This is a genomic window from Pseudomonas moorei (assembly GCF_042846945.1).
Taxonomy (GTDB): Bacteria; Pseudomonadota; Gammaproteobacteria; order Pseudomonadales; family Pseudomonadaceae; genus Aquipseudomonas; species Aquipseudomonas moorei.
In genome coordinates this window covers 203481-228437 of the sequence record NZ_AP035776.1, presented here as the reverse complement: position 1 = coordinate 228437, position 24957 = coordinate 203481, and the positions used below count along the sequence as shown (strand labels likewise).

The 24957-nt window shown below is 61.3% G+C and carries 20 protein-coding genes; 5 read left to right on the top strand and 15 right to left on the bottom strand.

Going from position 1 to position 24957, the window contains the following annotated elements; all coding sequences use genetic code 11:
• Positions 1 to 33: 33 nt before the first annotated feature.
• Entirely contained in the window at positions 34 to 945 is a 912-nt protein-coding gene (lpxC, locus tag ACGJAX_RS01070) for a UDP-3-O-acyl-N-acetylglucosamine deacetylase (RefSeq protein ID WP_034149517.1), read from the top strand.
• Positions 946 to 1124: 179 nt separating this feature from the next.
• On the opposite strand, the gene ACGJAX_RS01065 is transcribed toward lpxC, so the two are convergent.
• The 7 genes from ACGJAX_RS01065 to ACGJAX_RS01035 all read right to left on the bottom strand — a co-directional run bounded on the left by ACGJAX_RS01065 (position 1125) and on the right by ACGJAX_RS01035 (position 11260).
• Positions 1125 to 2624 carry a diguanylate cyclase gene (locus ACGJAX_RS01065; protein WP_390957223.1) on the bottom strand — a complete coding sequence of 500 codons (1500 nt, stop codon included), beginning with the start codon at positions 2622 to 2624 and terminating at the stop codon, positions 1125 to 1127.
• A gap of 303 nt (positions 2625 to 2927) precedes the next feature.
• Positions 2928 to 3149, bottom strand: a complete 222-nt coding sequence (locus ACGJAX_RS01060; RefSeq protein WP_390960044.1) for a hypothetical protein — start codon at positions 3147 to 3149, stop codon at positions 2928 to 2930.
• A gap of 142 nt (positions 3150 to 3291) precedes the next feature.
• Positions 3292 to 4656: a heavy metal sensor histidine kinase gene (locus tag ACGJAX_RS01055; RefSeq protein WP_090325021.1), complete on the bottom strand. Its 1365-nt coding sequence runs from the start codon at positions 4654 to 4656 to the stop codon at positions 3292 to 3294.
• Positions 4646 to 5323: a heavy metal response regulator transcription factor gene (locus tag ACGJAX_RS01050; protein ID WP_033056445.1), complete on the bottom strand. Its 678-nt coding sequence runs from the start codon at positions 5321 to 5323 to the stop codon at positions 4646 to 4648. The genes ACGJAX_RS01055 and ACGJAX_RS01050 overlap by 11 nt, the downstream gene beginning before the upstream one ends.
• Before the next feature lie 9 nt (positions 5324 to 5332).
• Positions 5333 to 8434, bottom strand: coding sequence for a multidrug efflux RND transporter permease subunit (locus ACGJAX_RS01045; protein WP_390957222.1), 3102 nt, complete (start codon positions 8432 to 8434; stop codon positions 5333 to 5335).
• A complete protein-coding gene (locus ACGJAX_RS01040) occupies positions 8431 to 9591 on the bottom strand; it encodes an efflux RND transporter periplasmic adaptor subunit (RefSeq protein WP_390957221.1) in 1161 nt (386 codons plus the stop codon). Before ACGJAX_RS01040 ends, ACGJAX_RS01045 begins: the two co-directional genes overlap by 4 nt.
• A gap of 700 nt (positions 9592 to 10291) precedes the next feature.
• Complete coding sequence (locus tag ACGJAX_RS01035; protein WP_390957220.1) at positions 10292 to 11260, bottom strand: LysR substrate-binding domain-containing protein; 969 nt, start codon at positions 11258 to 11260, stop codon at positions 10292 to 10294.
• A gap of 181 nt (positions 11261 to 11441) precedes the next feature.
• Here ACGJAX_RS01035 and ACGJAX_RS01030 point away from each other — a divergent pair, with 181 nt between their 5' ends.
• The 4 genes from ACGJAX_RS01030 to ACGJAX_RS01015 all read left to right on the top strand — a co-directional run bounded on the left by ACGJAX_RS01030 (position 11442) and on the right by ACGJAX_RS01015 (position 16393).
• Positions 11442 to 12941 carry an efflux transporter outer membrane subunit gene (locus ACGJAX_RS01030; RefSeq protein ID WP_390957219.1) on the top strand — a complete coding sequence of 500 codons (1500 nt, stop codon included), beginning with the start codon at positions 11442 to 11444 and terminating at the stop codon, positions 12939 to 12941.
• A gap of 183 nt (positions 12942 to 13124) precedes the next feature.
• The gene (locus ACGJAX_RS01025) at positions 13125 to 15329 is read left to right on the top strand and encodes an FUSC family protein (protein WP_390957218.1); all 2205 of its coding nucleotides are present in this window, start codon (positions 13125 to 13127) and stop codon (positions 15327 to 15329) included.
• Positions 15319 to 15519: a DUF1656 domain-containing protein gene (locus ACGJAX_RS01020; protein WP_047532914.1), complete on the top strand. Its 201-nt coding sequence runs from the start codon at positions 15319 to 15321 to the stop codon at positions 15517 to 15519. The genes ACGJAX_RS01025 and ACGJAX_RS01020 overlap by 11 nt, the downstream gene beginning before the upstream one ends.
• 10 nt (positions 15520 to 15529) lie before the next feature.
• The gene (locus ACGJAX_RS01015) at positions 15530 to 16393 is read left to right on the top strand and encodes an HlyD family secretion protein (RefSeq protein ID WP_090325011.1); all 864 of its coding nucleotides are present in this window, start codon (positions 15530 to 15532) and stop codon (positions 16391 to 16393) included.
• A 56-nt stretch (positions 16394 to 16449) separates the two neighbouring features.
• On the opposite strand, the gene ACGJAX_RS01010 is transcribed toward ACGJAX_RS01015, so the two are convergent.
• From ACGJAX_RS01010 to ACGJAX_RS00975, 8 genes are all read right to left on the bottom strand, one after another.
• Positions 16450 to 16848 (bottom strand): DUF4440 domain-containing protein, encoded by a 399-nt coding sequence (locus tag ACGJAX_RS01010; protein ID WP_248916944.1) that lies wholly within the window; start codon positions 16846 to 16848, stop codon positions 16450 to 16452.
• A gap of 47 nt (positions 16849 to 16895) precedes the next feature.
• Entirely contained in the window at positions 16896 to 17720 is an 825-nt protein-coding gene (locus ACGJAX_RS01005) for an SDR family oxidoreductase (RefSeq protein ID WP_390957217.1), read from the bottom strand.
• Between the two features lie 34 nt (positions 17721 to 17754).
• Positions 17755 to 18219 (bottom strand): multidrug transporter, encoded by a 465-nt coding sequence (locus tag ACGJAX_RS01000; protein WP_247256362.1) that lies wholly within the window; start codon positions 18217 to 18219, stop codon positions 17755 to 17757.
• A gap of 294 nt (positions 18220 to 18513) precedes the next feature.
• Positions 18514 to 19965: a mannose-1-phosphate guanylyltransferase/mannose-6-phosphate isomerase gene (locus tag ACGJAX_RS00995; RefSeq protein WP_090325005.1), complete on the bottom strand. Its 1452-nt coding sequence runs from the start codon at positions 19963 to 19965 to the stop codon at positions 18514 to 18516.
• A 224-nt stretch (positions 19966 to 20189) separates the two neighbouring features.
• The gene (locus ACGJAX_RS00990) at positions 20190 to 20846 is read right to left on the bottom strand and encodes an alginate O-acetyltransferase AlgF (RefSeq protein ID WP_390957216.1); all 657 of its coding nucleotides are present in this window, start codon (positions 20844 to 20846) and stop codon (positions 20190 to 20192) included.
• A gap of 17 nt (positions 20847 to 20863) precedes the next feature.
• On the bottom strand, positions 20864 to 22039 hold the full coding sequence (locus tag ACGJAX_RS00985) for an alginate O-acetyltransferase (RefSeq protein ID WP_390957215.1): 1176 nt from the start codon (positions 22037 to 22039) through the stop codon (positions 20864 to 20866).
• An 11-nt stretch (positions 22040 to 22050) separates the two neighbouring features.
• Positions 22051 to 23616 (bottom strand): MBOAT family protein, encoded by a 1566-nt coding sequence (locus ACGJAX_RS00980; RefSeq protein ID WP_090325000.1) that lies wholly within the window; start codon positions 23614 to 23616, stop codon positions 22051 to 22053.
• 212 nt (positions 23617 to 23828) lie between these two features.
• Entirely contained in the window at positions 23829 to 24950 is a 1122-nt protein-coding gene (locus ACGJAX_RS00975) for a mannuronate-specific alginate lyase (protein WP_390957214.1), read from the bottom strand.
• Positions 24951 to 24957: the final 7 nt, after the last annotated feature.

The following is a 24957-nucleotide window of genomic DNA, read 5'->3' as shown; positions in this document are numbered from 1 at the left end:
CAGTTCGCAATTTGCGCTGAAGCGGCCCAAGCCATGATTAAACAACGCACACTGAAAAATATTATCCGTGCCACAGGTGTAGGTCTGCACTCTGGTGAGAAGGTCTATCTGACCCTCAAGCCTGCGCCTGTCGACACCGGCATCGTGTTTGTTCGTGCCGACCTGGACCCTGCGGTGCAGATCCCGGCCCGCGCGGAAAACGTTGGTGAAACCACAATGTCGACCACGTTGGTCAACGGTGACACCAAAGTGGATACGGTGGAGCACTTGCTCTCGGCCATGGCTGGCCTGGGCATCGATAACGCCTACGTCGAGCTCTCCGCGTCCGAAGTTCCAATCATGGATGGTAGCGCTGGACCCTTCGTATTTCTGATTCAATCGGCAGGCCTGGAAGAACAGGACGCCGCCAAAAAGTTCATCCGTATCCTGCGGGAAGTGACAGTGGAAGACGGCGACAAGCGCGCCACTTTCGTCCCTTTCGAAGGCTTCAAGGTGAGCTTCGAGATCGATTTTGATCACCCGGTTTTCCGTGACCGCACACAAAGTGCAAGCGTGGATTTTTCCAGCACTTCGTTCGTAAAAGAAGTCAGCCGCGCCCGTACCTTTGGTTTCATGAGTGACATCGAGTACCTGCGCAAGCACAACCTCGCACTCGGCGGCAGCGTTGAAAACGCTATTGTGGTCGACGCGGATGGAGTACTGAACGAAGACGGCCTTCGCTATGAAGACGAATTCGTGAAGCACAAGATCCTCGATGCAATTGGTGACCTCTACCTGCTGGGCAATAGCCTGATTGGTGAGTTCAAGGGCTTCAAGTCCGGACATGCATTGAACAACCAGCTGCTGCGCAAGTTGATTGAGCAGACAGATGCTTGGGAAGTCGTGACTTTCGAAGACGCCAGCACTGCACCGATCTCTTACATGCGCCCTGTAGCGGCCGTGTAAGAAAAAAACCTCTCTAGTTTTTAGAGGCTACCTTCGGGTAGCCTTTTTTTATGCCTCGAATTGCGTTGGTGTCTGAGCGGGCCTCATCGCGGGCAAGCCCGCTCCCACAGGGATTTTCTTCGTTCACAAATCCTGTGTGCGGGCTTGCCCGCGATGCGGCCAGTCGGCACGACGAAGACTCAGGCAACCACCACACGATTGCGCCCCCCTTCCTTGGCCTGGTACAGCGCCTTGTCGGCCGCAAACAACAGCAGTTCCAGGCTGTTGTCGCTCGCCGTTGTCCAGGTGCTGATGCCAATGCTCACCGTCATTGGCGCATCGTCATCGCCCACCAGGGGCAACTGTTCGACCTGCGCTCGAATGCGCTCGGCGATCTGCCGCGCGCCTTCGTTGTCGGTTTCGGCCAGGATCACCGAAAACTCCTCGCCGCCATAACGGGCCACCAGGTCGGTCGGGCGATGCACATTGGCGCTTATGACGGCGGCCAGCGAACGCAAGGCCTCGTCACCGCCCTGGTGTCCATGGCGGTCGTTGAAGGACTTGAAGTGATCGGCATCGATCATCAGTACCGACATGGGCTTGCCGGAGCGCTGGGCGCGAAACCATTCATGGCGCAGGGTCTGGTCGAGCGTCCGGCGATTGGCCACGCCGGTCAAGGCATCGGTGGCGGCCAGTTGCGCCAACTCCTGCTCGGCGAACTGACGCAGGCGCAATTCGCGGCAGAGTAACCAGGTCAGCCACAGCAAACCGATGCACAGGACGCCAGTGGCACCGCTGATAACGATGGCCGTGCGCCTCCAGGTGGCGAACACCTGATCGCTGGACAGAGCGACAATCACGGTCAAAGGCAGGTTGCCGACCCGACTGAAGGTGTACAGGCGTTGCTCGTTGTCGACGCTTGACACACCGTCGAAACTGCCACTGCCTTCACGCAGCATCCGCACGACATTGGGACGACCGGCGAAGCTTTTGCCGATGGAGTTGTCCTCCAGGTACGGCTTCTGTGCCAAAAGAACGCCGTCGTCATTAATGATGGCCAGTGTGTTATCGGTGCCGATGTCCAGGCTGCTGAACAACTGATCGAAGTAAGCCAGGCGCATCGACGCCACCGCGACCCCCATAAACTCACCCGTGGACGAGGAAATGCGCCGGCTGAAGCTGATTTGCCATTCATCGCTGTACGCGCAGTCGCAACGAGGCTTGTACGGCTGGCTGATGAACATGCCGGTGTCCCGGTTGTAGGCATGGGCGAGGAAGTAATCGCGATCGGCGAAGTTACCCGGCTTGGGGTCGATCAGCGAAGAGTCGGCGAGCACGTCGCCGTGCTTGTCGAGCAACAGAATGTCGCCCTTGTAGCGTGCGGTGGTGGAGCGGTCGAAGAGCACCAGGTGACGGATCTGCGCCGAAACCTGTTTGAGATCGTCTCGTTGCGCGGCGGCGATCAGACCCTGCAAGGTCAGGTCGTAGAGTTCAACCGTGCGCAATACGTCGGCGTCGATCAATTGCGCGACAGTGGTCGCGCCACGTGCTGCTGACTGTTGGGCATTGGCGCGTTCGCGGATCAGCAGGAAGGTCACGATGCCGAGAATCGCGATGACCGTCAGGCTGCTGCCAAGGATTACCAGTAGCTCAGGCCGTCCGGCACTGCCTGAATGATGTGGGGGGCGGCGTTCAGTCATGAGGCTGATATCTGCTGGAATGACTGAGTAAGCGTAGCCCCATAACCCAGGCAGCCAGAAAAAATGCCGACACCTGCAGGAGCGAGCCTGCTCGCGAAAAATCCAGCAACGCCGCAGTAAATCCGGTTTTACGCGTTTTTGTTCACGACCCTCGTGAGCAGGCTCGCTCCCACAAGGGGAGGGCAGTCATCGTTGCAGCCAATGCAATAAAAAAAGCCGCTGATAGCAGCGGCTTTGAAGACAACTTTTCAAAGGGAAGAGCCGATGAAAAGCGTCGAGGGAAACAGGAGTGATGCGTGGCAATCAGCTGTCTTTCAGGGCCTGCTGCTCGTTTTGGGTGCTCGATGCCTGAGGGGACTGGGCTTCCTGGGCTTTCGCGGTCATCTCGCTCTGACGTTCTTCAAACGCGGCGCCGCGTGCGGAATTCTGTGCGACGAATGCGTGCGACTCTTCAGCCATGGCGAATGGAGACACGAACAAAGAGGACAAAACGAAAGCGCTGGCAATACCCATACTGTTGGACATCTTTAAAACCTTCTTGCTTGGCAAGTGCTGTTTGGTGCGGGCAAAGATAAGGATGTTGGGCGCCGGGAAACAGACCTGATTCAAGAAAGGACTATTGCGGAAAAAGCAAAGATTGCAGCGAGCGGCAGTGCTGGCGGGTGCGTCAGACAGGCAGGTGAATCCCGAAGGTATTCATCCCATGGTCGCTGCGCACGAACACGTCGCCGCCATGCATCAGCGCAATCGCCTTGACGATCGCCAATCCCAACCCATGGTTGTTACCGCTGTTGCTGCGCGAAGCATCGACGCGGTAGAAGCGCTCGAACAAACGCGGCAAGTGCTCGCTGGCAATGGGCGAACCGGGGTTGGCCACGCCAATGCTGACCTGATGCTCTTCGGCCTCGATCCGTACCTGAATGACCTGCCCGGGTTCGGTGTGTTGTACGGCGTTACTCAGCAGGTTGATCAACGCCCGGCGCAGATGCGCGATCTCGATGCGCACCTGAGCATCGCCGCTGACCTGCACCTGAACCTGGGCATCCTCGAGAATGAAATCCAGGTATTCGAGGGTCGTCGCCACTTCGTCAGCCAACGAGGTAGAGGTCAGTTTGGTCGCCTTGCTGCCCTGGTCGGCGCTGGCGAGGAACAGCATGTCGTTGATGATCGAACGCAGTCGTTCCAGCTCTTCAAGATTCGATTGCAGCACCTCGAAATAATGCTCGGCCGAACGTCCGCGGGTCAGGGCGACCTGGGTCTGGCCGATCAGGTTGGTCAGGGGCGAGCGCAGTTCGTGGGCGACATCGGCATTGAACGACTCAAGGCGCGAGTAGGCCTGCTCGACCCGTTCCAGCGTGGAGTTGAACGAGTTGACGAACTGATTCAACTCCGGTGGCAACGACGACATTTGCAGACGCCCCGAGCGCAAGGGCGGAGCCAGACGCTGGGCTTCCTGAGACAGCTTGATCAAGGGTTTGAGGCCAATGCGCGCCACCCAATAACCCAGCGCCGACGCCAGCAGCACCCCGATAATCGCCAGGCTGATCAGGGCAATCAGCAAGTGGTGTTGAGTCTGGAAAAAGGTCTCGGTGTCGATGCCGATCATGAAGCGCAGCGGCGGGCGCTGATCCTTGGCCGGGAATTCACTGACCAGTACTTTCAGTGGATAACGCTGATCCGGCAGTTGCAGGTCGCGCATGCCCAGCGGCCCTTGGGCGAAGGCGCGGATCTGCGGGGTGAGGTTGCCGTATTCGTACTGGGGATCGCCGCTGGTGATCCAGAAGCTGATGCGCTTGTCCTCTTCGCCGAGCAGCTTGAGCTTGTTGTTGATCTTCACCCAATGCTCAGGCGTGCCGTAGCGGCCGACGGTGGATTCGAGCACGCTGTAGCGCGCATCCAGTTCGGCTTCAGGCAACAGTCCCAAGCCTTTATCCACCTGCTGATACAGCGCCCAGCCGATCAGGAGGAACACCAATAACGCCACCAGCGTGAACATGCCGCTCAGGCGCAGGGCGATCGAGTTACTGGACACCACGGCTCTCCAGCACATAACCCATGCCGCGAATGGTGTGCAGCAGTTTCTCTTCGAACGGCCCGTCGAGCTTGGCCCGCAAGCGTTTGATCGCGACTTCGACGACGTTGGCGTCGCTGTCGAAATTGATGTCCCAGACCATCTCGGCAATGGCCGTTTTCGAGAGGATTTCACCTTGCCGGCGGGCCAGTACGCTGAGCAACGAGAACTCCTTGGCGGTCAGGTCCAGGCGCGTGCCGGCGCGGGTGGCCTTGCGGCTGATCAAATCTATCCACAGGTCGGCGATGCTCACTTGCACCGGTTCATGGCCGCCGCTGCGCCGGGTCAACGCTTGCAGACGCGCCACCAGCTCAAGGAAGGAAAACGGCTTGCCGAGGTAATCATCGGCACCGTCGCGCAGGCCCTTGATCCGGTCTTCGACACGCTCACGGGCAGTGAGCATGATCACCGGGGTTTGCTTGCGCGCACGAAGGGCGCGCAGTACGCCGAAGCCGTCGAGACCCGGCAACATCACGTCGAGGACGATCACCGCGTAGTCGCTTTCCAGCGCCAGGTGCAAGCCTTCCACACCATCGCGCGCCAGGTCCACGGTGTAACCCTGTTCCGTCAGGCCGCGGTGCAGATAATCCGCGGTTTTTTCCTCGTCTTCGATAATCAGAACGCGCATGACCCCGCCTCAGTCTGTGGTTGCCAGCGCCGGTACGGGCGTAGGTTTGGGCTTATGAAATAACCGCTCAAGCCACAAGTATATGACCGGAGTGGTGAACAGCGTCAGCGCCTGGCTAACCAGCAAACCGCCAACGACCGCGATCCCCAGGGGTTGGCGCAACTCGGCGCCGGTGCCGTAGCCGAGCATCAGCGGCAGGGCGCCGAGCAGGGCGGCGAGGGTGGTCATGATGATCGGCCGGAACCGCGTGAGGCAGGCCTGGAAGATCGCTTCTTCCGGTGACAAGCCACCTTTGCGCTGCGCTTCGAGGGCGAAGTCGATCATCAGGATGCCGTTCTTCTTCACGATACCGATCAGCAGCACCAGTCCGATCAGCGCCATGATCGAAAAGTCCTGACCGCAAATCCACAGCATGATCACCGCGCCCAGGCCCGCCGAGGGCAGGGTCGAGATGATCGTCAGTGGATGCACGAAGCTTTCATAGAGCACACCGAGAATGATGTACACCGCCACCAGCGCCGCCAGGATCAGCCACGGCTGGCTGGCCAGCGAACTCTGGAAGGCCTGGGCCGCGCCCTGGAAATTGCCACTGATGGCTGCCGGCATGCCGATGTCGAGCTTGGCCTGGTTGAGCATGATCACCGCATCGCCCAACGCCACACCGGGTGCCAGGTTGAACGACAGGTTGGCCGCCGGGAACATCCCGTCATGGGCGATGGACAGCGGGCCGATGGTCGGCGCATCGAATTTCGCCAACGCCGACAACGGCACCATCTCGCCGCTCAGCGGGGAGCGCAGGTAGAAATAGTTGAGGCTTTCCGCCTTGCCGCGTTGCTGGGTGTCCAGTTCCAGGATCACGTTGTACTGGTTGATCTGGGTCTGGAATTCGTTGATCTGCCGCTGGCCAAAGGCGTCGTACAGCGCTTCGTCGACATCGCTGGCGGTCAGGCCGAAACGTGCCGCCGCGCTGCGGTCGATCGTGATGTGGGTGATGCTGCCACCCAGTTGCAGGTCATTGGACACATCGCGAAATGCCGGGTTGCTGCGCAGTTTTTCCGTAAGGCGCTGGGTCCAGGTGCTCAGCACCGCGCCGTCATTGCTCTTGAGTACGTATTGGTACTGGGCGCGGCTCGGGCCGGAGCTGAGGTTGATGTCCTGGCCGGCGCGCAGGTACAGCACGATGCCCGGTACTTTCATCAGTTGCGGGCGAATCCGGTCGATGAACTGACTGGCCGAAACGTTACGATCACTGCGTTTTTTCAGGGAAATCCAGAAGCGGCCGTTGGCGATGGTCTGGTTGCTGCCCGACACCCCGACCGAGTGGGAAAAGGCTTCGACCGCCGGGTCCGCCGCGACGATTTCAGCCATCGCCAGGTGCTTTTTCACCATGTCGCTGTAGGAAATATCCGCAGCCGCCTCGGTGGTGCCGAGGACGAATCCGGTGTCCTGCACCGGGAAGAAACCTTTGGGGATAAAGATGTACCCGGCAATCGCCAGTCCGAGGGACAGGCCGAACACCCCGATCATCAACTTCTGATGCGCCAGGGCGTGGCGCAGGCCTTTTTCATAGAGGGCCAGCAAGCGTTCGCCGAAGGTCAGTTTGCTGTGGGCATGATGCACGGGAGCACGCATGAACAGCGCCGCCAGGGTCGGGGCCAATGTCAGTGACACCACCACCGAAATCATGATGGTCGAGGTGGCGGTCAACGCGAACTCCTTGAACAACCGTCCGACCACGCCGCCCATGAACAGCAGCGGAATGAACGCCGCCACCAGCGAGAAACTGATCGAAACCACGGTGAAACCGATCTCGCCGGCGCCTTTGATCGCCGCTTCGCGCATGCCATCGCCGGCTTCGAGGTGTCGGTGAATGTTCTCCACCACCACAATCGCATCGTCGACCACAAACCCCACGGCGACCACGATTGCTACCAGCGTCAGGTTGTTCAGGCTGAAGCCCATGATGTACATCAGGGCAAAACTGGCCGTCAGCGAAACCCCGAGCACCGCCGACACAATCATCGTTGCCGACCATTGGCGCAGGAACAGCGCCATCACCGCGACCACCAGCAGGATGGCGATCAGCAGGGTGACTTCCACTTCATGCAGCGAGGCGCGAATGGTCTGGGTGCGGTCGACCAGCACTTTGACCTGTACCGACGCCGGCAGCATGGCTTCGAGGGTGGGCAATGCGGCCTGGATGCGGTCCACGGTCTCGACGATATTGGCACCCGGCTGCCGGGATATGACCAGGTTCACCCCAGGCCGGTCACCGGCCCAGGCCTGGACGTAAGCATCTTCCGAACCGTTGACGACTTTGGCTACATCCTTCAAGTGAACCGGGGCACCGTCCTTGTAGGAAACGATGAGCTGGCTGTATTCCTCGGGGTGGAACAATTGGTCGTTGGTGGACAGCGTCGAAATACTCGACTCGCCGTACAGGGCCCCTTTGGCCAGGTTGAGGCTGGTTTTCTGGATCGCCAGGCGGATATCGGCCAGCGTCAGGCCGATGGCGGCGAGCTTGTCGGCAGACGCCTGGACGCGAATCGCCGGGCGTTGCTGACCGGTGATGTTGATTTGGCCTACGCCATCGATCTGGCTGATCTGACGCGAGAGCAGGGTTTCCACCAGGTCGCTGAGTTCAGTGCCGGGCATCTGGGTCGAATTGACGCTGAGGATCAGAACCGGGCTGTCGGCGGGGTTGACCTTGCGCCAGGTCGGCAGGGTCGGCATGTCCTTGGGCAGTTTGCCGGCGGCGGTGTTGATCGCGGCCTGGACCTCTTGAGCGGCGGTATCGATGCTTTTATTGAGGGTGAATTGCAGGGTCAGGATGGTCGAGCCCAGGGCGCTGCTCGAGGTCATCTGGGTTACGCCGGGGATGGCGCTGAACTGCACTTCAAGCGGCGTGGCCACTGACGACGCCATGGTTTCCGGACTGGCGCCCGGCAATTGCGCCGCCACCTGGATGGTCGGGAACTCCGCTTCCGGCAGCGGCGCGATCGGCAGCCGAGGGAAGGCGATCACGCCGAGCATGACCAGGGCAAACGTCAGCAGGATGGTCGCGACCGGATGATCGATGCACCAGGCCGAAACCGAACCGTGGCCCTTCATGGTTTCGACTCCGCTTGGACCACTTGCGGCGGGTCGGTCAGGACCTGCACGGTCGAACCGGGTTTGAGCCGCGACTGGCCGTCGCTGACCAGCAGATCGCCCGGTTTGACCCCTTGGATGATGTCCTGGCCGCTGCCTTGGGAAATCATCTGTACGTTAACGGTTTCGACCTTGTCGCCGTTCACCCGGTAAACGAAATGCTGGTCAAGGCCACGCTGTACGACGGTGGGCGGAACCACCAGAGCATCTTTATCCAGCGCTGTCTGAATTTTTACCGTCACCAGCAGGCCCGGCCAGAGCTTCTGCGCGGGGTTGCTGAATTCAGCCTTGGCGCGAATGGTCCCGGTGTTGGCGTTGATCTGGTTGTCGATCAGGGTCAGATGGCCTTCACCCAGCAGGTTGCCGGTTTCGCCATCGGTGTCGGCGCCGATATAGGCCTTCACCTGGGCGTGCTCCGGATCGCCGATCAAGCCTTGCAGGGTCGGCAGCATTTGCTGCGGCAGGGAGAACTCCACGGCGATCGGATCGATCTGGGTCACGGTGAACAGCCCTTGGGCGTCGGCCATGCGCAGGAAATTGCCTTCGTCCACCGTACGAATACCGACGCGGCCGGTGACCGGGGAGCGAATCTGTGTGTAGGACAGTTGCACCTGTGCCGCATCAATCGAGGCCTGGTTGCCCTGGGCGGTGGCCTTGAGCTGGTTGACCAGCGCTTGTTGCTGGTCGTAGGTCTGTTTCGAGACGCCATCGTCGACGCTCAGCAGTTTGTAGCGCTTGAGGTTGACCAGCGCCACTTGCAGTTGCGCCTGGCTTTCACCCAGTTGCGCCTTGGCCTGATCAAGGCTGGCGCGGATCGAGCGGTCGTCAATGGTGGCCAGCAGGTCGCCCTTGTTCACCAGTTGACCTTCCTTGACCAGCAATTTGGTGAGGATGCCGTCGATTTGCGGGCGGACCACCACGCTGTGCAGGGACAGGACCGAGCCGATACCGCTGGCGTAGCGGGGGACGTCTTTTTGGACGACGCTGACCACGCGTACGGGGATGGCGGTGGGGGCGGTGAGTCTGGTTTTGGCGGGTTGCATGGCATACCACAGGCCCAGCGCTGCCAGGACGATCAGGAGGGCGACGAGCAGGGCGGGTTTTTGCTGGATTCGCATGCGAGTGGGGCGCCAGGGCTGGGTAGTCGGTAGGTTGATTGCTTCCTTTATAAACCTGTTTGGCGGTCAGGAAGGTGACTGCTAACTGACGGCGCTGTCAGTTTGGTTTGACCTTGGCGGCCTTTGGGCCGACCAGGTTTTGGGGTGGTTGGGTACATATCCGTTGCTGCGGTGAGGGCGGCTGGCGGTTTCGCCCTTACGGCGAGGCACTTTTTTCAAACGCCAAAAAAGTACCCAAAAAGGCTCGCCCCGAGCGTCCGGCCCCTCGCTAAGGCTCGGCGTTCCTTCGCTGCGGTATCCATCCGGGGACACTGCCCTCCGGTCTGCTTCGCGACGACCTACATGCAGCGTGTTCGACTGCGTCGAACGGCGCTGCGCGCCACTCCCCGGATGAACACCTCCACTCAGCCTCCCGAAGGGGCGGGTGAATCAAGATCAAGAGCTGCAGGCGAGCTAACGCTCGGCCTGATGAGTGGTAAAGAGCGGATGGGTGTACGCCAACTTGCTTTTCTGTAGGAGCGAGCCTGCTCGCGATAAACGTCCGGGCAACGCGGGCATTCAGACAGCCCGCGTCATCGTTGACGTCCATCGTCGGAACGCCGCCCGGAGCAAGCTCGCTCCTGCAAGTAGTGTTGGTCGAACGCGGAATAGGGTTACGCAGCCCATTGCCCGGTGGGAGCATTGTGTGTCCCTGGCAGGCTCAGTTCGCCATTCGCGCCCCGGCCAGGCTTCCGCTCAATTCATAAGCCGCCAGTTCCGCCTGATGCGCGGCCAACAACTCCGGCAGCGATCCACGCAAATACTCGACCCAGGTCTTGATCTTCGCATCCAGGTATTGCCGCGACGGGTAGATGGCGTACAGGTTCAGTTCCTGGGAGCGGTATTTGGGCATCACGCGTACCAGGGTGCCGTTGCGCAGGCCGTCGATCGCGGCGTACAGCGGCAGCACGCCGACGCCCATGCCGCTGGTGATCGCGCTTTTCATGGCGTCGGCGGAGTTCACCAGAAAGGGCGAGCTGCTGATGGTGACCATTTCCTGGCCGTCCGGGCCGTCGAAGGCCCATTTTTCCAGGGGGATCACCGGGCTGACCAGGCGCAGGCAGGCGTGGTTGAGCAGGTCGCTGGGTTTTTGCGCGCAACCGTTGGCTTTGACGTAGGCCGGGGAGGCACAAACGATGCTGTAAGTAATTCCCAGGCGTTGGGAGACGAACCCCGAGTCCGGCAGTTCGCTGGCCAGCACGATGGAGACGTCGTAACCCTCGTCGAGCAGGTCTGGCACGCGGTTGGCCATGGTCAGGTCGAAGGTCACGTCCGGGTGTGTCTTGCGGTAGCCGGCGATGGCGTCGATCACGAAGTGCTGACCGATGCCGGTCATGGTGTGCACCTTCAGCTGTCCGGCCGGGCGCGCATGAGCGTCGCTGGCCTCGGCTTCGGCTTCTTCGACGTACGCCAGGATCTGTTCGCAGCGCAGCAGGTAGCGCTTGCCGGCTTCGGTCAGGGCGATGCGGCGGGTCGTGCGGTTGAGCAGACGGGTTTGCAGGTGGGCTTCCAGGTTGGAGACCGCGCGCGAGACGTTGGCCGTGGTGGTGTCCAGCTGTACGGCCGCGGCGGTGAAGCTGCCAGCCTCGGCCACGTAACTGAAGGCGCGCATGTTTTGCAATGTGTCCATGGGGTGCTCTCGGGTTCGATGGCAAATTGTGACACGAAGTTTCAGAGACTGAGACCCCGACCAAGGGATTATCGCGTTTACGGTAACAAAGATTCACAGGAATCCCGGCTTATCGCCATTCCGGCCGCCCCCTAGAATTGCGCATCCCGCAAATAATCCCCCACCTCAGGATATCGCAGCAGTGCCGCGTCGCATCAGCAGAGCGCTTCAACCGCTCAGTGTTTTGGCTTTAACCCTGGCAATCAGCGGCTGCATCGGAACCGGAGGTATTGCCCCGCAGGGCAAGGCACTGGAGGCCAATGCACTGGTCACCGATGAAGCCATCCAAAGCGCCGCTCAGGATGCACATTGGCCGACCGCCCAGTGGTGGCAGGCTTATGGCGACCCGCAACTGGACCGCTGGATCGACCTCGCCGTGCAAGGCAGCCCGACCATGGCCATGGCCGCCGCCCGGGTGCGTCAGGCAAAATCCCTGGCTGGGGTAGCAGAATCTGCCGAATCGCTGCAGATCAATGGCGAGTCGACCCTCAAGCGCCACAACTGGCCGACCGATCAGTTCTATGGCCCGGGTGAGCTGGCCAACACCACCACTTGGGACAACAACGCGGCACTGGGCTTCAGCTACGCCCTCGACCTCTGGGGTCGTGAAAGCAATGCCACCGAGCGCGCCGTGGACATGGCCCACATGACCGTCGCCGAAGCGCGCCAGGCCCAGCTCGAACTGCAGAACAACATCGTGCGCGTCTACATCGAACTCTCGCTGCATTACGCACAGCGGGATATCGTCGATGCCACCTTGAAGCAGCAACAGCAGATCCTCGAACTGGCGCAAAAGCGCTTGAACGGCGGGATCGGCACCCATTTCGAAGTCAGCCAGGCCGAAACGCCGCTGCCGGAAACCCATCGTCAGATCGACGCGCTGGACGAAGAGATCGCCCTGAGCCGCAATCAACTGGCCGCCCTTGCCGGCAAGGGGCCGGGCGAGGGCGCGCGGTTGCAGCGCCCGACCCTGTCGTTGGGCGCCGCCTTGAAATTGCCGTCGGCGTTGCCGGCGCAGTTGCTCGGTCAGCGCCCGGACGTGGTCGCCAGTCGCTGGCAAGTCGCGGCACAGGCCCGTGGTATCGACGTTGCCCATGCCGGTTTCTATCCCAACGTCGATCTGGTCGGCAGCCTCGGTTACATGGCGACTGGCGGTGGCGCGCTGGAGTTTTTGACCGGCAAGAAACTCAACTACAGCGTCGGCCCGGCGATTTCCTTGCCGATCTTTGACGGCGGGCGACTGCGCGCGGAGCTGGGTGAAGCGTCGGCCGGTTATGACATGGCGGTGGCCAGGTACAACCAGACCCTGGTCAATGCCCTGAAGAACATCTCCGACCAGTTGATCCGCCGCGAGTCCATGGACAAGCAGCAAGCCTTCGCTGCCGAATCGGTGGCGACCGCGCAGAAAACCTATGACATCGCGATGATCGCCTATCAGCGCGGGCTCACCGATTACCTCAACGTGCTCAATGCCCAGACCCTGTTGTTCAAACAGCAGCAAGTGCAGCAGCAGGTGCAGGCGGCGCGATTGAGCGCCCATGCCGAACTGGTGACAGCACTCGGCGGCGGGTTGGGGGCCGGTAACGATGTGCCCAAGGACAGTCAGACAGCCGCGCCGAAAACCCCGAGACTGCTGAGGTGACCCGGATGCATCAGGCCAGGCCATCTTTGTGGCGAGGGAGCTTGCTCCCGCTTGAGTGCGCAGCACTCACAACATCAGCAATGACTGCCAGCGTTTTGGGGCTGCTTCGCAGCCCGGCGCGAGCAAGCTCGCTCGCCACAGGGCGTCAATTGTTTCCAGACTTTCCCAAGTGAGCAGGACTCCATGACTTCCTTGCCCGCACCTCTGCGCTGGCTGTACTCCCTGGAATGGCGCCGGGGGTTCTTTGACTGGGCACGCAGCGACGGCGTGACCTGGGTGTACATTTTCAAGGTGTTGATCGCCGCATTCCTGACCCTGTGGCTGGCTATGCGCCTGGAGCTGCCGCAGCCACGCACCGCGATGATCACGGTGTTCATCGTCATGCAGCCGCAGAGCGGTCATGTATTCGCCAAGAGTTTTTATCGGTTCCTCGGCACCCTGGCCGGGTCGTCGGTGATGGTCGCGTTGATCGCCCTGTTCGCGCAGAACACCGAGTTGTTCCTCGGTTCGCTGGCAATCTGGGTCGGTATCTGCACGGCCGGGGCGGCCCGTTGCCGCAACTTCCGCGCCTACGGTTTCGTACTGGCCGGTTACACCGCGGCGATGGTCGGCTTGCCCGCGCTGGCGCATCCGGAAGGTGCGTTCATGGCGGCGGTCTGGCGAGTGCTGGAAATCTCCCTGGGGATTCTCTGCTCGACCCTGGTCAGCGCCGCGATCCTGCCGCAATCGGCCAGTGCCGCCATGCGCAACGCCTTGTATCAGCGTTTCGGTGTGTTCGCCTTGTTCGTTACCGACGGGTTGCGCGGGCGCAGCCAGCGCGAGGCATTCGAGGCCGGTAACGTGCGCTTCATCGCCGAGGCCGTGGGCCTGGAGGGGCTGCGCAGCGTCACCGTGTTCGAAGACCCGCACATGCGTCGGCGCAACGGTCGGCTCAGTCGCTTGAACAGCGAGTTCATGAGCATCACCACCCGCTTCAACGCCTTGCACCAGTTGCTGGAACGCCTGCGCAGCAGTGCCGCGGATCAAGTGGTGGCCGCAATCAAACCGGGGTTGCAGGACCTCGCCGAGTTGCTCGACGGCTTTAGCGGTCGCGCCCTGACCAACGCCGATGCGGCGCGTCTGGTGACAGCCCTGAGCGCTTACAAGGAAGGCTTGCCGGCGCGGGTGCGCAGCCTGCGGGCGATTTTCCAGGAGAGTCATCCGAGCGACGCCGAGCAACTGGATTTCCACACGGCGTACGAGCTGCTCTATCGCTTTGTCGATGACCTGCACAGTTACGCACAGACCCACGCATCACTGGCCGATCACAGCCACGAACGGGAGCGCTGGGACGAGCCGTTCACGCCGCAGACCAGTTGGCTGGTGTCAGCGGCCTCGGGCATTCGCGCCGCGTTCATCCTGGTGGTGCTGGGCAGCTATTGGGTCGCCACGGCGTGGCCGAGCGGGGCGACCATGACGTTGATCGCCGCCGCCACCGTCGGCCTCTCCGCCGCCACTCCGAACCCCAAGCGCATGTCGTTCCAAATGGCTTGCGGCACCTTCCTCGGGGCACTGATCGGCTTCGTCGAGATGTTCTTCATTTTCCCGTGGATCGATGGTTTCCCGTTGCTCTGTGTGATGCTCGCACCGGTGATCGTGCTGGGTTCGTTCCTCGCCTCGCGGCCGCAGTACGCCGGGGTCGGGCTGGGGCTGCTGATCTTCTTCAGCACCGGTTCGGTGCCGGACAATCTCACGGTCTACAACCCGTACAGCTTCATCAACGACTACATCGCCATGGTGCTGGGCATGCTGGTGTGCGCGGCGGCGGGGGCGATCATTCTGCCGCCCAACAGCCGTTGGCTGTGGCGGCGACTGGAGCAGGATCTGCGTGGTCAGGTGGTGTACGCCATCAGTGGCAAACTCAAGGGCCTGGCGTCGAGTTTTGAAAGCCGCACCCGTGACCTGGTGCATCAGGCCTATGGCTTCGCGGCGGGGCAGCCGCAGGTCCAGCGAAACCTGCTGCGCTGGATGTTCGTGGTGCTGGAAGTGGGGCACGCGATCATTGAGCTGCGCAAGGAGCAGGCGATCCTGCCGGTGCATCCCGCTTATGCCGAATCCCAGCCGTGGCGCCAGTCGATCCGCGTGATGGGCCGAGCGCTGGTGCGGCTGTTTCTGCAACCCGGCCAGAGCAATCTGGAGCGTGCATTGATCGCGGTCGACCATGCCATCAGCCGCGTGCAAGCCACCGACGAACCCTTCGCTCCGCACTTCGATACCTCGGCGCTGCGCCGGGTCAAGAGCTACCTGCACTTCATCCGCACTTCGCTGTTGGACCCGCAATCACCGCTCGCCGGCTACACCCATGCCATCGCCACTGCCAAGCCCCAAGGACTTGAACATGCCTCGTGAAATCGCCTTCCACGGCGTGTACATGCCGACCATGACTCTGATGTTTTTGATCGCGGCGGCGTTGGCCTGGGCGCTGGACCGCTTCCTGTCCGGGTTCGACCTGTACCGCTTCTTCTGGCACCCGGCGCTGCTGCGCCTGAGTCTGTTTACCTGTCTGTTCGGCGCCCTGGCGCTGACTGTCTACCGTTGAGAACACCCTGATGAAAAAGCTATTCAGCCTGCTCGCAACCCTGCTGGTACTGGCCCTGGCGATATGGATCGGCCGGACCCTCTGGGTGCATTACATGGAGACACCATGGACCCGCGACGGGCGGGTACGCGCCGACATCATCAACGTCGCTGCCGATGTCACCGGCGAAGTGGTGGACGTGCCGGTGCGTGACAACCAGTTGGTGAAGAAGGGGGACCTGCTGATGCAGATCGACCCCGAGCACTATCGCCTGGCGGTCAAGCAGGCGCAGTCGCTGGTGGCGTCGCGCAAGGCCACGTGGGAGATGCGCAAGGTCAACGCCCATCGCCGTGCCGACATGGACAACCTGGTGATCTCCAAAGAAAACCGCGATGACGCCAGTAACCTCGCCGACTCGGCCCTGGCCGACTACCAGCAGGCCCAGGCGCAACTGGAAGCCGCCGAACTGAACCTCAAGCGCACCGAAGTCCGCGCCGCCGTTGACGGTTACGTGACCAACCTCAATGTGCATCGCGGCGACTACGCGCGCATTGGTGAAGCGAAAATGGCCGTGGTCGACATGAATTCCTTCTGGGTCTACGGCTTTTTCGAAGAAACCAAACTGCCCCATGTGCGCGTGGGCGATCAGGCCGACATGCAGCTGATGAGTGGCGAAGTGCTCAAGGGCCATGTGGAAAGCATCTCGCGCGGTATCTACGACCGCGACAACCCGGAAAGCCGTGAGTTGATCGCCGACGTGAACCCGACGTTCAACTGGGTGCGCCTGGCACAACGGGTGCCGGTGCGGATTCACATCGACGAAGTGCCGGAAGGCGTGCTGTTGGCGGCGGGGATTACGTGTACGGTGGTGGTGAAGCCTGCGGCTGGTGAGTAGCTCCTGGACAAGCATGACATTGTGGCGAGGGAGCAAGCTCCCTCGCCACAACAATTTCAGACTTGGCTAAACGTCTCGTGCAAATGTCGCCACAGCACCTTGCCGTCCGCCTGTTTCTCGAACACCACGGTCGAGCGCCGATCCGAATGCAGCCCCGTCGCATCGGTCTGCTGCTCGCGGTAACTGACGGTGGCGCCACCGTCATGCAGCGCAATGCCGCGCAATTCGCTGAGTTCGATACGAAACCCCAGCTTCTTGCCGCCCGCCATCAGGAACAACTCGTTCAGCGCGGCAAAATCCAGCACGCGGCCTAATGGTGAAACCATGGAAAATTGCGGCGAAAAACGTGTCAGCAACTGTTCGAGTTCGCGCACATCGCGTTCTTCGGCCAGCCATTGTTCGATGGCAACGTGGGCCTGGATCACTTCGTCGAAGTATTCGGTGTAGTCGGTCATGGTGTTTCCTCAAAATCTGCCTGGCCGCGAAGAACGATAACCCGGTCTCAGAGCTGCCCGCGCAATCCGAACCGCTTCATCAAGCCTGACTCCAGCAGGCCCTTGGGCAACAGTCCGGCCATCAACGGCAATGCCCGGCTGCCGTTGCCCAGGCGTAACAGCCGTGGCGGCTTGCCTTGCTGCACAGCCTTGAGCACGCCAGCGGCGAATTCGCTGGCGGGTGTCGGTTTGTCCTGAGAGGCCCTGGCCCGGGCGCGGATACCTTCGCGCAACGGAAACCACGGCGACTGCTCGCTGATCAATTGTTCGGCCTCATGGCCGGCGTTCTTGGCAAAACTCGACGCGATGGCCCCCGGCTGAACCTCCATGACCCGCACGCCAAATGGCGCCAGTTCCATGCGCAAGGCATCGCTCAAGGCATGCACCGCCGCTTTCGACGCGCAGTAGGCGCCGGCGAAGGGCGTCACCAGCACACCGGAGACGCTGCCGATGTTCACCACCAGACCTCGGGCCCGGCGCAACACCGGGAACAGTGCGCGGGTCACGCCGACAATGGCGAACACATTGGTTTCGAACTGACGTTGCATCGCGGGTACGCCGCCATCGAGCAGGGGCCCCATGGCGCCGTAACCAGCGTTGTTGATCAGCACGTCGAGGCCACCATGCTGCTGGTTGATGCGCTCGCTCAACTGTTCAAGCGCCTGGCCATCGTTGACGTCCAGTTGCATGGCGCTGAAGCCGGCGGCGGTCAGGGCTGCCACGTCTTCGGGTTTGCGGGCGCTGGCCCAGACTGTGTAGCCGGCGGCTTTGAATACATCAGCCAGGGCGCGGCCGATGCCGCTTGAACATCCGGTAATCAACGCAACGGGCATGGCGCGGTCCTTGTGCAAAAAAAGGGGGGAGGGCTCAGTCGGAGAAACTACCCTGCAAACGCTCGGCGCGAAACTCCAGGGTTTCCGGGCGGTAGCCTGGGCGCAATGGTGGCAGCGGCAGACAGTCTTCCCAGTTGCCACCGGCCTGCAATTCGCCGGGGCCACGATAGCGCGGGGCGGTGTACTGGTTGTCAGCGAGATTGACCGTGTCGCCCGGCGCGTAGGCAGCGACACGCCAGCGCAGTTCGGTCAGCGGTACGTCGTTGCCGTTTTTCAGGGTCAATTGCAGCGGCCGGTCGGCAGGGCAGTGTTTCGGCGCGTAGCTGATGCGCAATTCAAGACGTTCCAGTTGCTTGAGTTCGCGGTGGTCCATCCAGATCACCCACGTGGCGACGATGCCCAGGCCCACGGCGGCGGCCATGGAAACGGGCAGGGCTTTGGCCGGATAGCGCAGTAGCAGGATCAGCCAGGTGATGACCAGCAGGACACCGATGAACATGACGCGCAAACCTCGGAAGCAGAGAGGAGCATCCTACCTAAGCGTAGGTGAGGTTGGCGATGGGCGGGATTTCGGCGGTGGATTGACTGGCCTCATCGCGGGCAAGCCCGCTCCCACAATGGTTGGGTGTTGAACGCAAAATGTGTGACCAACTGAAAACCCTGTGGGAGCGGGCTTGCCCGCGATGAGGCCAGCCGGGACAACATACAATCCAGGCAAAAAAAGCCCCCGTCCAACCCGCTGCGGATAGGGAACGCAGCAAGCTGGACGGGGGCTTGTTTTTTTACAGGTCAATCACTGCGCGATGGTTTTCACCGACACGCCACGTTCGATCGGGGTGGAGCGACCGTAGATATCGTCGTACCGCTCGATGTCGTCTTCGCCCAGATAACTGCCCGATTGCACTTCGATGATCTCCAGCGGAATCTTGCCCGGGTTGCGCAAACGGTGAACCGAGGCAATCGGAATGTAGGTCGACTGGTTCTCGGTGAGCAGGAACACGTTTTCGTCGCAGGTCACTTCAGCCGTGCCGCTGACCACGATCCAGTGCTCGGCGCGGTGGTGGTGCATTTGCAGCGACAGGCACGCGCCCGGCTTGACCGAGATGTGCTTGACCTGGAAGCGCCCGCCCATGTCCACCGAGTCGTAGGAGCCCCACGGACGATAGACCTCGCAGTGGTTCTGGGTTTCGCTGCGACCCTGTTCGTTGAGGGTGTTGACCATTTGTTTCACGCCTTGGACCTTGTCCTTGTGGGCGATCATCATGGCGTCCTTGGTTTCGACGACCACGATGTTTTCCAGGCCGATCACCGACACCAGTTTGCCGTTGCCGTGGATCATGCAGTTACGGCTGTCCTGGATGACCACGTCGCCTTTGGTGACGTTGCCATTGGCGTCTTTTTCGTTCACTTCCCACAGCGACGACCAGCAGCCGACATCGCTCCAGCCGGCGGTCAGCGGCACGACGCAGGCGCGCCGGGTTTTTTCCATCACCGAGTAGTCGATGGAATTGTCCGGGCAGCAGGCGAAAGTCGCTTCGTCGATGCTCACGGTATCGGCATCCTGCGCGCTGCGCTCCAGGGTCAGCAGGCAGGTGTCGTAGATGTCCGGATCGTGCTTTTTCAGCTCTTCGAGGAAACGGCTGGCGCGGAACAGGAACATGCCGCTGTTCCAGAAATAACCGCCGGACTGGACGAACTCGGTGGCGCGTTTCACGTCGGGTTTTTCGACGAAGTGCGAGACGCGGCTGACGCCTTCGGGCAACAGCGAATCGTTGGTCGACTTGATGTAGCCATAGCCGGTTTCCGGTTTGGTGGCCGGTACACCGAACAGCACCATCTCGCCGTTTTCGGCGGCGACCGTGGCCAGCGCCAGGGCGCGTTGCAGGGCTTTCTGGTCTTCCAGTACGTGGTCGGCCGGCAGCACCAGCATCAGCTCGTCGCGCCCCTCATTGACCAGCATCATCGCGGTCAGGGCCACGGCCGGCGCAGTGTTGCGACCGAACGGCTCCATCAGGATGCGCTGGGTTTCCAGTTTGCGGGCGGTCAGTTGCTCGTTGACGATAAAACGGTGGTCCTTGTTGCAGACCACGATCGGCGTGTCCATGCCTTCGAACACCAGGCGCTCCAGGGTTTGCTGGAACAGCGTGTGCTCGCCGGTCAGGGCCAGGAACTGTTTCGGGAATTGCTTACGGGAAAGCGGCCAAAGACGTGAGCCACTACCACCTGACAAGATCACCGGAATCATGTTGTTACTCCTTGAAAATCGTTTGGTTAGAGCTACGAACGCTGTGTCGTTTCACTCTTGTTCTTGTTCCGTGTCCCGGCTGACACCTCGGTCCCTTTTAGGAGCGAGCCTTGCTCGCGATGGACGTCAACGAAAACGCGTGCTGTCTGGATGAATGCGTTGTCCTTGAGTTCATTGCGAGCAGGCTCGCTCCTGCAGGGTTCCTGGTCAGCCGGAAAAATGAATTAGCGCGTCGAAACCGGGCGTTTCACCCAGACCGGCGACAGGCTGCTGCCACTGCCGGTGACGTACAGCACCGCGGCCTCACCGCGTTCCAGGGCGACCGGTTTTACGTCGCCGACTTTCTTGTCCCCATCGTATAGCGCCAGGCTGACTTTCACCGGGTTGATTTCACGTTCGCCACGGCCCTTGGCGGCCACGTTCGGCACCACGTCGGTCTTGCCGTCGGCGGTTTTCAGGGTCAGTGCCTTGTCGCTGAGGTTCTGCACCCGTACCAGGGATTTCTGTTTGTTCTTGAACGGTGGTTCCTCGATCAACTGCGGTGCGCCACTGGCGTTGTTGACCAGGGTGTAATAGTGATCGCCGGCCAGATTCACCGGCAGGCTCTGGCTGCCGACCTTGGCGCTGTAGTCACCGCCCGGCATGAAGCTGAAGTCACTGCTGGACAGGGGCGCGACATCGCTCAGGTTGGTGCTGCCGACGGTGGCGCTGACTTCAGCGTTGCTGGCGTTGTAGATCCGCACGAAGGTCGAGCCTTTCGGTGCGGTCGGGCCATACAGCGCCGCGTCGCCACCGGCGAAGGCCTGCATCGAAAGCACACTCATACCAGCAACGAGTGCGAAGGTCTTGGCGAGACGACGAGGAGTAGTCGTGAAAGTCATGGAAGTACCTCTCTCTTTCAGTTTTGCGCCCGGTCGGGCGTCTCGGATTTAGTGTTGATTGCTACGTTTTGTTGGCGCGCGCCGGCTTGTTTAAGCTCTGCGACCCACTGCGGGTCGGCGTCGCCGATTTCGTTGTTCACAGGCAGATATCGTTCCGGAAACTCCCAGATCAGCACTTGTGGCGGGCTGTTCTTGAAAGCATCGCTTTTCAGGTAGCTGAGCATTGGCAGGATCGGGCCGTGGCCGTCTTCGGCGTAATTGACCACGTCGCTGTGCAGCGCTTGTTTCAGCGCGCCGACGAAGTTCCAGTTGGGGTTGGCGCTGTAGCTGGTGCCGATCAGCGCCACGGGTACTTCGGTGTTGGCGAACAGGGCGTCGTCACCGGCTGGCTGGTCGCCGGCCGCCACGGTGTTGCGTTTCTGCAAAGCCTCTTGCGCCGGCATCAGGTTCTCGAACAGTGGGTCCAGTGGCAGGAACAGACGCAGGTCGCCCTTGTGCGTGACTTTCTCCGCCGGCTGGGTGACGAAGTCCTGCGGCTCGCCGCTCAGCGGGAACTTGTCGGCAATGGTCTTGGCCAGGCGGTTGGCCGCGATTTCCGCGCCTTCCGGCGTCCAGTGGGTGTCAGTGCGCAGGAACACTTGCTGACCGTTCTGTTTGGCTTTCAGCAGCGGGCCGAGCAGATCAGGCGCAGGAATCCGGTCGGCCGCCAGGCGCTGGTGGAAGTCCTGGTAGAGATTGGCGTGGATGCTCGCCGGTTTCACCTCGCCGAGGTGTTCCGGGTACAGCCGCACCTTGGCCGGCACCACCGCCATCACCAGTTGCACGCCTTTGGCTTTCAATGTCTGGCGCACGCCTTCGACCAGCGCGTAGTTGCCTTGCAGGTTCAGCTCTTCGTTGACGATCGGGTGGAACTCTTCATCGCTGTACAGCCACTGGTCGCGACCGAGCACAACGCCCGGACGACCTTCGTTGAACAGCTTGAAGTCCAGCGCCGCCCAGAGGTTGGTGCCCAGGCGCTTGATCGGAAACTCGTCGTCGTAGTGCGTCTCTACCGCTTTGGTCCAGCGACCGTTCAGCACCGTGGCGTCGGCGTTGGTGCTGAAACCGAAGAAGCTGCGCGTGGACCACAGGCCCAGGGCCAACAGGGTCACCAGGAACAGGGCGATGTAGAAGATGCGTAATGAGCGGGTCATGGTCAGATCCCTCAGAACTGGAAATAAAGGAACGGCGAGAAGCTTTGTGCCGAGAGTTTGAGAATCGAGGCGATGAACAGCAGCAGCACCAGCGCGCGCATCACATAACGCGACCAGTCAGCGGTCCAGTAGGCTGGTTGCACCTGGGCGTCGACGCCGACGGTGTAGCCAGGCTGATGGATGCTCGCCGGGTTATCCCCAGGCGCGGCCTTGATCAGGCCCGGTTCGGCGGCGGCCGGGCCGTCGCTGTCGACGTTCACCGCAGGCCTGGTCTTGACCGGTGGCTGGTTGGTGTAGAAGTCGCGCAGGCCGAAGAACGCCAGGGTCACATAGGCCACGATCAGCGTTGCCACTTGCAGGCCGGTGAGGCTGGCCTGGTTGAGTTCCGACAGCGACCAGTCGCCGAAGCTGAACATCGCGCCGTACATGCGGCCGGCGACGTGCAGGTTTTCCGCACGGAAGATCACCCAGCCCATCACCACCAGCAGGAAAGTAAGCGCCCAGCGGATCGGGTTGAAGCGGCGTGGCGAAGTGTTGAGGCCGATGGCTTTTTCAATCGCCAGCCACGTGCCGTGCCACGCGCCCCAGACGATGTAGGTGATGTTCGCGCCGTGCCACAGACCACCGAGCAGCATGGTCAGGAACAGGTTGCGATAGGTCATCAACGTGCCTTTGCGGTTGCCGCCCAGGGTGATGTACAGGTAGTCGCGCAGCCAGGTCGACAGGCTGATGTGCCAGCGCCGCCAGAACTCGGTGATCGACTGGCTGACGTAAGGCTGCTTGAAGTTTTCCATGAAGCGGAAACCCATCATCAAGCCCAGGCCGATGGCCATGTCGCTGTAGCCGGAGAAGTCGAAATACAGTTGCGCGGTGTAGGCCAGCGCGCCGAGCCAGGCATCACCCGTGGTCGGGTTTTGCAGGGCGAAGCAATGGTCGGCCACCACCGCGAGGGTGTCGGCGATGAAGACCTTCTTGATGAATCCCTGCATGAACCGCGTGCAGCCCTCGGAGAACTTGTCGAGGGTGTGGGTGCGGTTGTTGAACTGGTCGGCCAGGTCACGGAAACGCAACACCGGGCCGGCGATCAGGTGCGGGAAGATCGCCACGAAGGCCGCGAAGTCGATCAGGTTGCGGGTCGCCGGGGTGTCGCCACGGTAGACGTCGATGATGTAGCTGATGGACTCGAAGATGTAGAACGAGATCCCGATCGGCAAGAGCACGTGGGTCAGGATGAACGGCTCCAGGCCCACCGACGTCATCATCGCGTTGATGCTGTCGACGCCGAAGTTGGCGTACTTGAAGTAGCCGAGGATGCACAGGTCGACGGCCACGCCGAGCAGCAGCCAGCGCTGCGCCGGTTGGGTCCGCACGCCGGCGGCACCGACTCTCAGGCCGATCCAGTAGTTCCACAGCGTGACCGCGGCGAACAGCGCGAGGAAGTCCACCCGCCACCAGGCGTAGAACACGTAGCTGGCGATCAGCAGCAGTAAGTTGCGATAGCGTTGCCCGCTCAGGTAGTACAAGCCGAGAAAGATCGGCAAGAACAAAAACAGGAACACGTTGGACGAAAAAACCATCCCGATCTCTCCTTGTTTAACCACAGTCAAGGGCCGCAGCCCCCCCAAACCCCCCCACCAAAAACCGGGGGGCCTAACACACAAAAACTCAAACTCGACACCGACCCTGTGGGAGCGGGCTTGCCCGCGATTGCAATCTGACATTCAACATTGATGTCGACTGACCCACCGCTATCGCGGGCAAGCCCGCTCCCACAGGGTTTTGGGTTGGCCTAAGAGCCTTTGCCCTTCTCGTTGGCCGGGTCATAGACCCTGGTCAGGTCGCCGCCGAGGCGGAAGGTCTTGAACGGCTGCATGCCGTGCTTTTTCTCCAGCACATCGGGCGTGCAGGTGTAGAGGGTGCAGAACGGTTCGAGCCAGGCGAATTTCATGTCCTCTTTCAAGTCGGTCATGTCCTGTTCCTTGCCGTTCTTTTTCTCGAACGCGTCGGGGTCTTTCACTCCGGCGAGGACGCGATCAGCCAGGCGTTTGAGCGCGCCGTTGTTTTCCTGGCGCAAGTCCACACCGTTGACCTGGGCGAAACTGGCGATCATCGCCAGCGGTGGCAGGGCGTAGTTGTGATAGGCCAGTGCGCGTTGCTGGCGCTTGAGTTCGTTGGGCAGGAAGCCGTCGGCGTCGACCTGGTTGGCGCCGACCTTGTATTCCTTGACCGCCCAATCGAACAGGTCGCGGCGGTTGGTGGCGATGGAGGTGGCCATCACCGACCAGGCGGCCCAGTACGAGTGGTTATTGGTTTGGTCCAGCGGCAGGTTGTCCCAGTCGCTGACCACCTGATCGGCCATCCTGCTGAACCAGGCTTCGATCAGCTGCGACTCCTGCTGATGGTTGGCCAGCGGATGGGAGTCGGAAAACTTCAGGCGAATGTACGCGGACGCCATGCTGCCCAGCGCCCATTTGCGCATCGACTTGCCGGTATGGTTGAAGTCCTTGGACATCAACGCATCGGCCTTGCCCCAGGCCGTCAGCCAACTGAGTGTGCATTCCAGCTGTTCCGGACGACCGTCACGCATGAACTGCATGACCCGTTTGCTGGTACCGCGTTCCAGTTTGGTGATGTCGGCGGTGCTGTCGCGGAAAGCTTTTTCCGATTGCACGTTCAGCGTGGCGCGGGCCTTGTCCGAACCTTCGTACTTGCTGCGAAATTGCAGGGCGCCGGTATAAGGCGTCGGCGTCGCTTCGCAGCCCTCGCCCTTGTCGCCGGTCTTGAGTTTTTCGATCGGCGCGAAGTAACCCTGTGGCGGGCGCAATGGCGCGGCCGCCTGGGTTGCGCCGGCGAACACCGCCAGGCTCAAAAGCGTGGGTGCCAACAGATTTTTCAGTATCGGATTTCGCATGGCAGAC

Excerpts from the sequence above, each read along its gene's own strand:
- ACGJAX_RS00975 (WP_390957214.1), bottom strand. The coding sequence starts at position 24,950 with ATGCGAAATCCGATACTGAAAAATCTGTTGGCACCCACGCTTTTGAGC.
- ACGJAX_RS01040 (WP_390957221.1), bottom strand. The coding sequence starts at position 9,591 with ATGCGAATCCAGCAAAAACCCGCCCTGCTCGTCGCCCTCCTGATCGTC.
- ACGJAX_RS01065 (WP_390957223.1), bottom strand. The coding sequence starts at position 2,624 with ATGACTGAACGCCGCCCCCCACATCATTCAGGCAGTGCCGGACGGCCT.
- ACGJAX_RS01000 (WP_247256362.1), bottom strand. The coding sequence starts at position 18,219 with ATGTTCATCGGTGTCCTGCTGGTCATCACCTGGCTGATCCTGCTACTG.
- ACGJAX_RS01010 (WP_248916944.1), bottom strand. The coding sequence starts at position 16,848 with ATGACCGACTACACCGAATACTTCGACGAAGTGATCCAGGCCCACGTT.
- ACGJAX_RS00990 (WP_390957216.1), bottom strand. The coding sequence starts at position 20,846 with ATGACTTTCACGACTACTCCTCGTCGTCTCGCCAAGACCTTCGCACTC.
- ACGJAX_RS01045 (WP_390957222.1), bottom strand. The coding sequence starts at position 8,434 with ATGAAGGGCCACGGTTCGGTTTCGGCCTGGTGCATCGATCATCCGGTC.
- ACGJAX_RS01050 (WP_033056445.1), bottom strand. The coding sequence starts at position 5,323 with ATGCGCGTTCTGATTATCGAAGACGAGGAAAAAACCGCGGATTATCTG.
- ACGJAX_RS01015 (WP_090325011.1), top strand. The coding sequence starts at position 15,530 with ATGAAAAAGCTATTCAGCCTGCTCGCAACCCTGCTGGTACTGGCCCTG.
- ACGJAX_RS00995 (WP_090325005.1), bottom strand. The coding sequence starts at position 19,965 with ATGATTCCGGTGATCTTGTCAGGTGGTAGTGGCTCACGTCTTTGGCCG.
- ACGJAX_RS01025 (WP_390957218.1), top strand. The coding sequence starts at position 13,125 with ATGACTTCCTTGCCCGCACCTCTGCGCTGGCTGTACTCCCTGGAATGG.
- ACGJAX_RS00980 (WP_090325000.1), bottom strand. The coding sequence starts at position 23,616 with ATGGTTTTTTCGTCCAACGTGTTCCTGTTTTTGTTCTTGCCGATCTTT.
- ACGJAX_RS01060 (WP_390960044.1), bottom strand. The coding sequence starts at position 3,149 with ATGTCCAACAGTATGGGTATTGCCAGCGCTTTCGTTTTGTCCTCTTTG.
- ACGJAX_RS01020 (WP_047532914.1), top strand. The coding sequence starts at position 15,319 with ATGCCTCGTGAAATCGCCTTCCACGGCGTGTACATGCCGACCATGACT.
- ACGJAX_RS00985 (WP_390957215.1), bottom strand. The coding sequence starts at position 22,039 with ATGACCCGCTCATTACGCATCTTCTACATCGCCCTGTTCCTGGTGACC.
- ACGJAX_RS01005 (WP_390957217.1), bottom strand. The coding sequence starts at position 17,720 with ATGCCCGTTGCGTTGATTACCGGATGTTCAAGCGGCATCGGCCGCGCC.
- ACGJAX_RS01035 (WP_390957220.1), bottom strand. The coding sequence starts at position 11,260 with ATGGACACATTGCAAAACATGCGCGCCTTCAGTTACGTGGCCGAGGCT.
- lpxC (WP_034149517.1), top strand. The coding sequence starts at position 34 with ATGATTAAACAACGCACACTGAAAAATATTATCCGTGCCACAGGTGTA.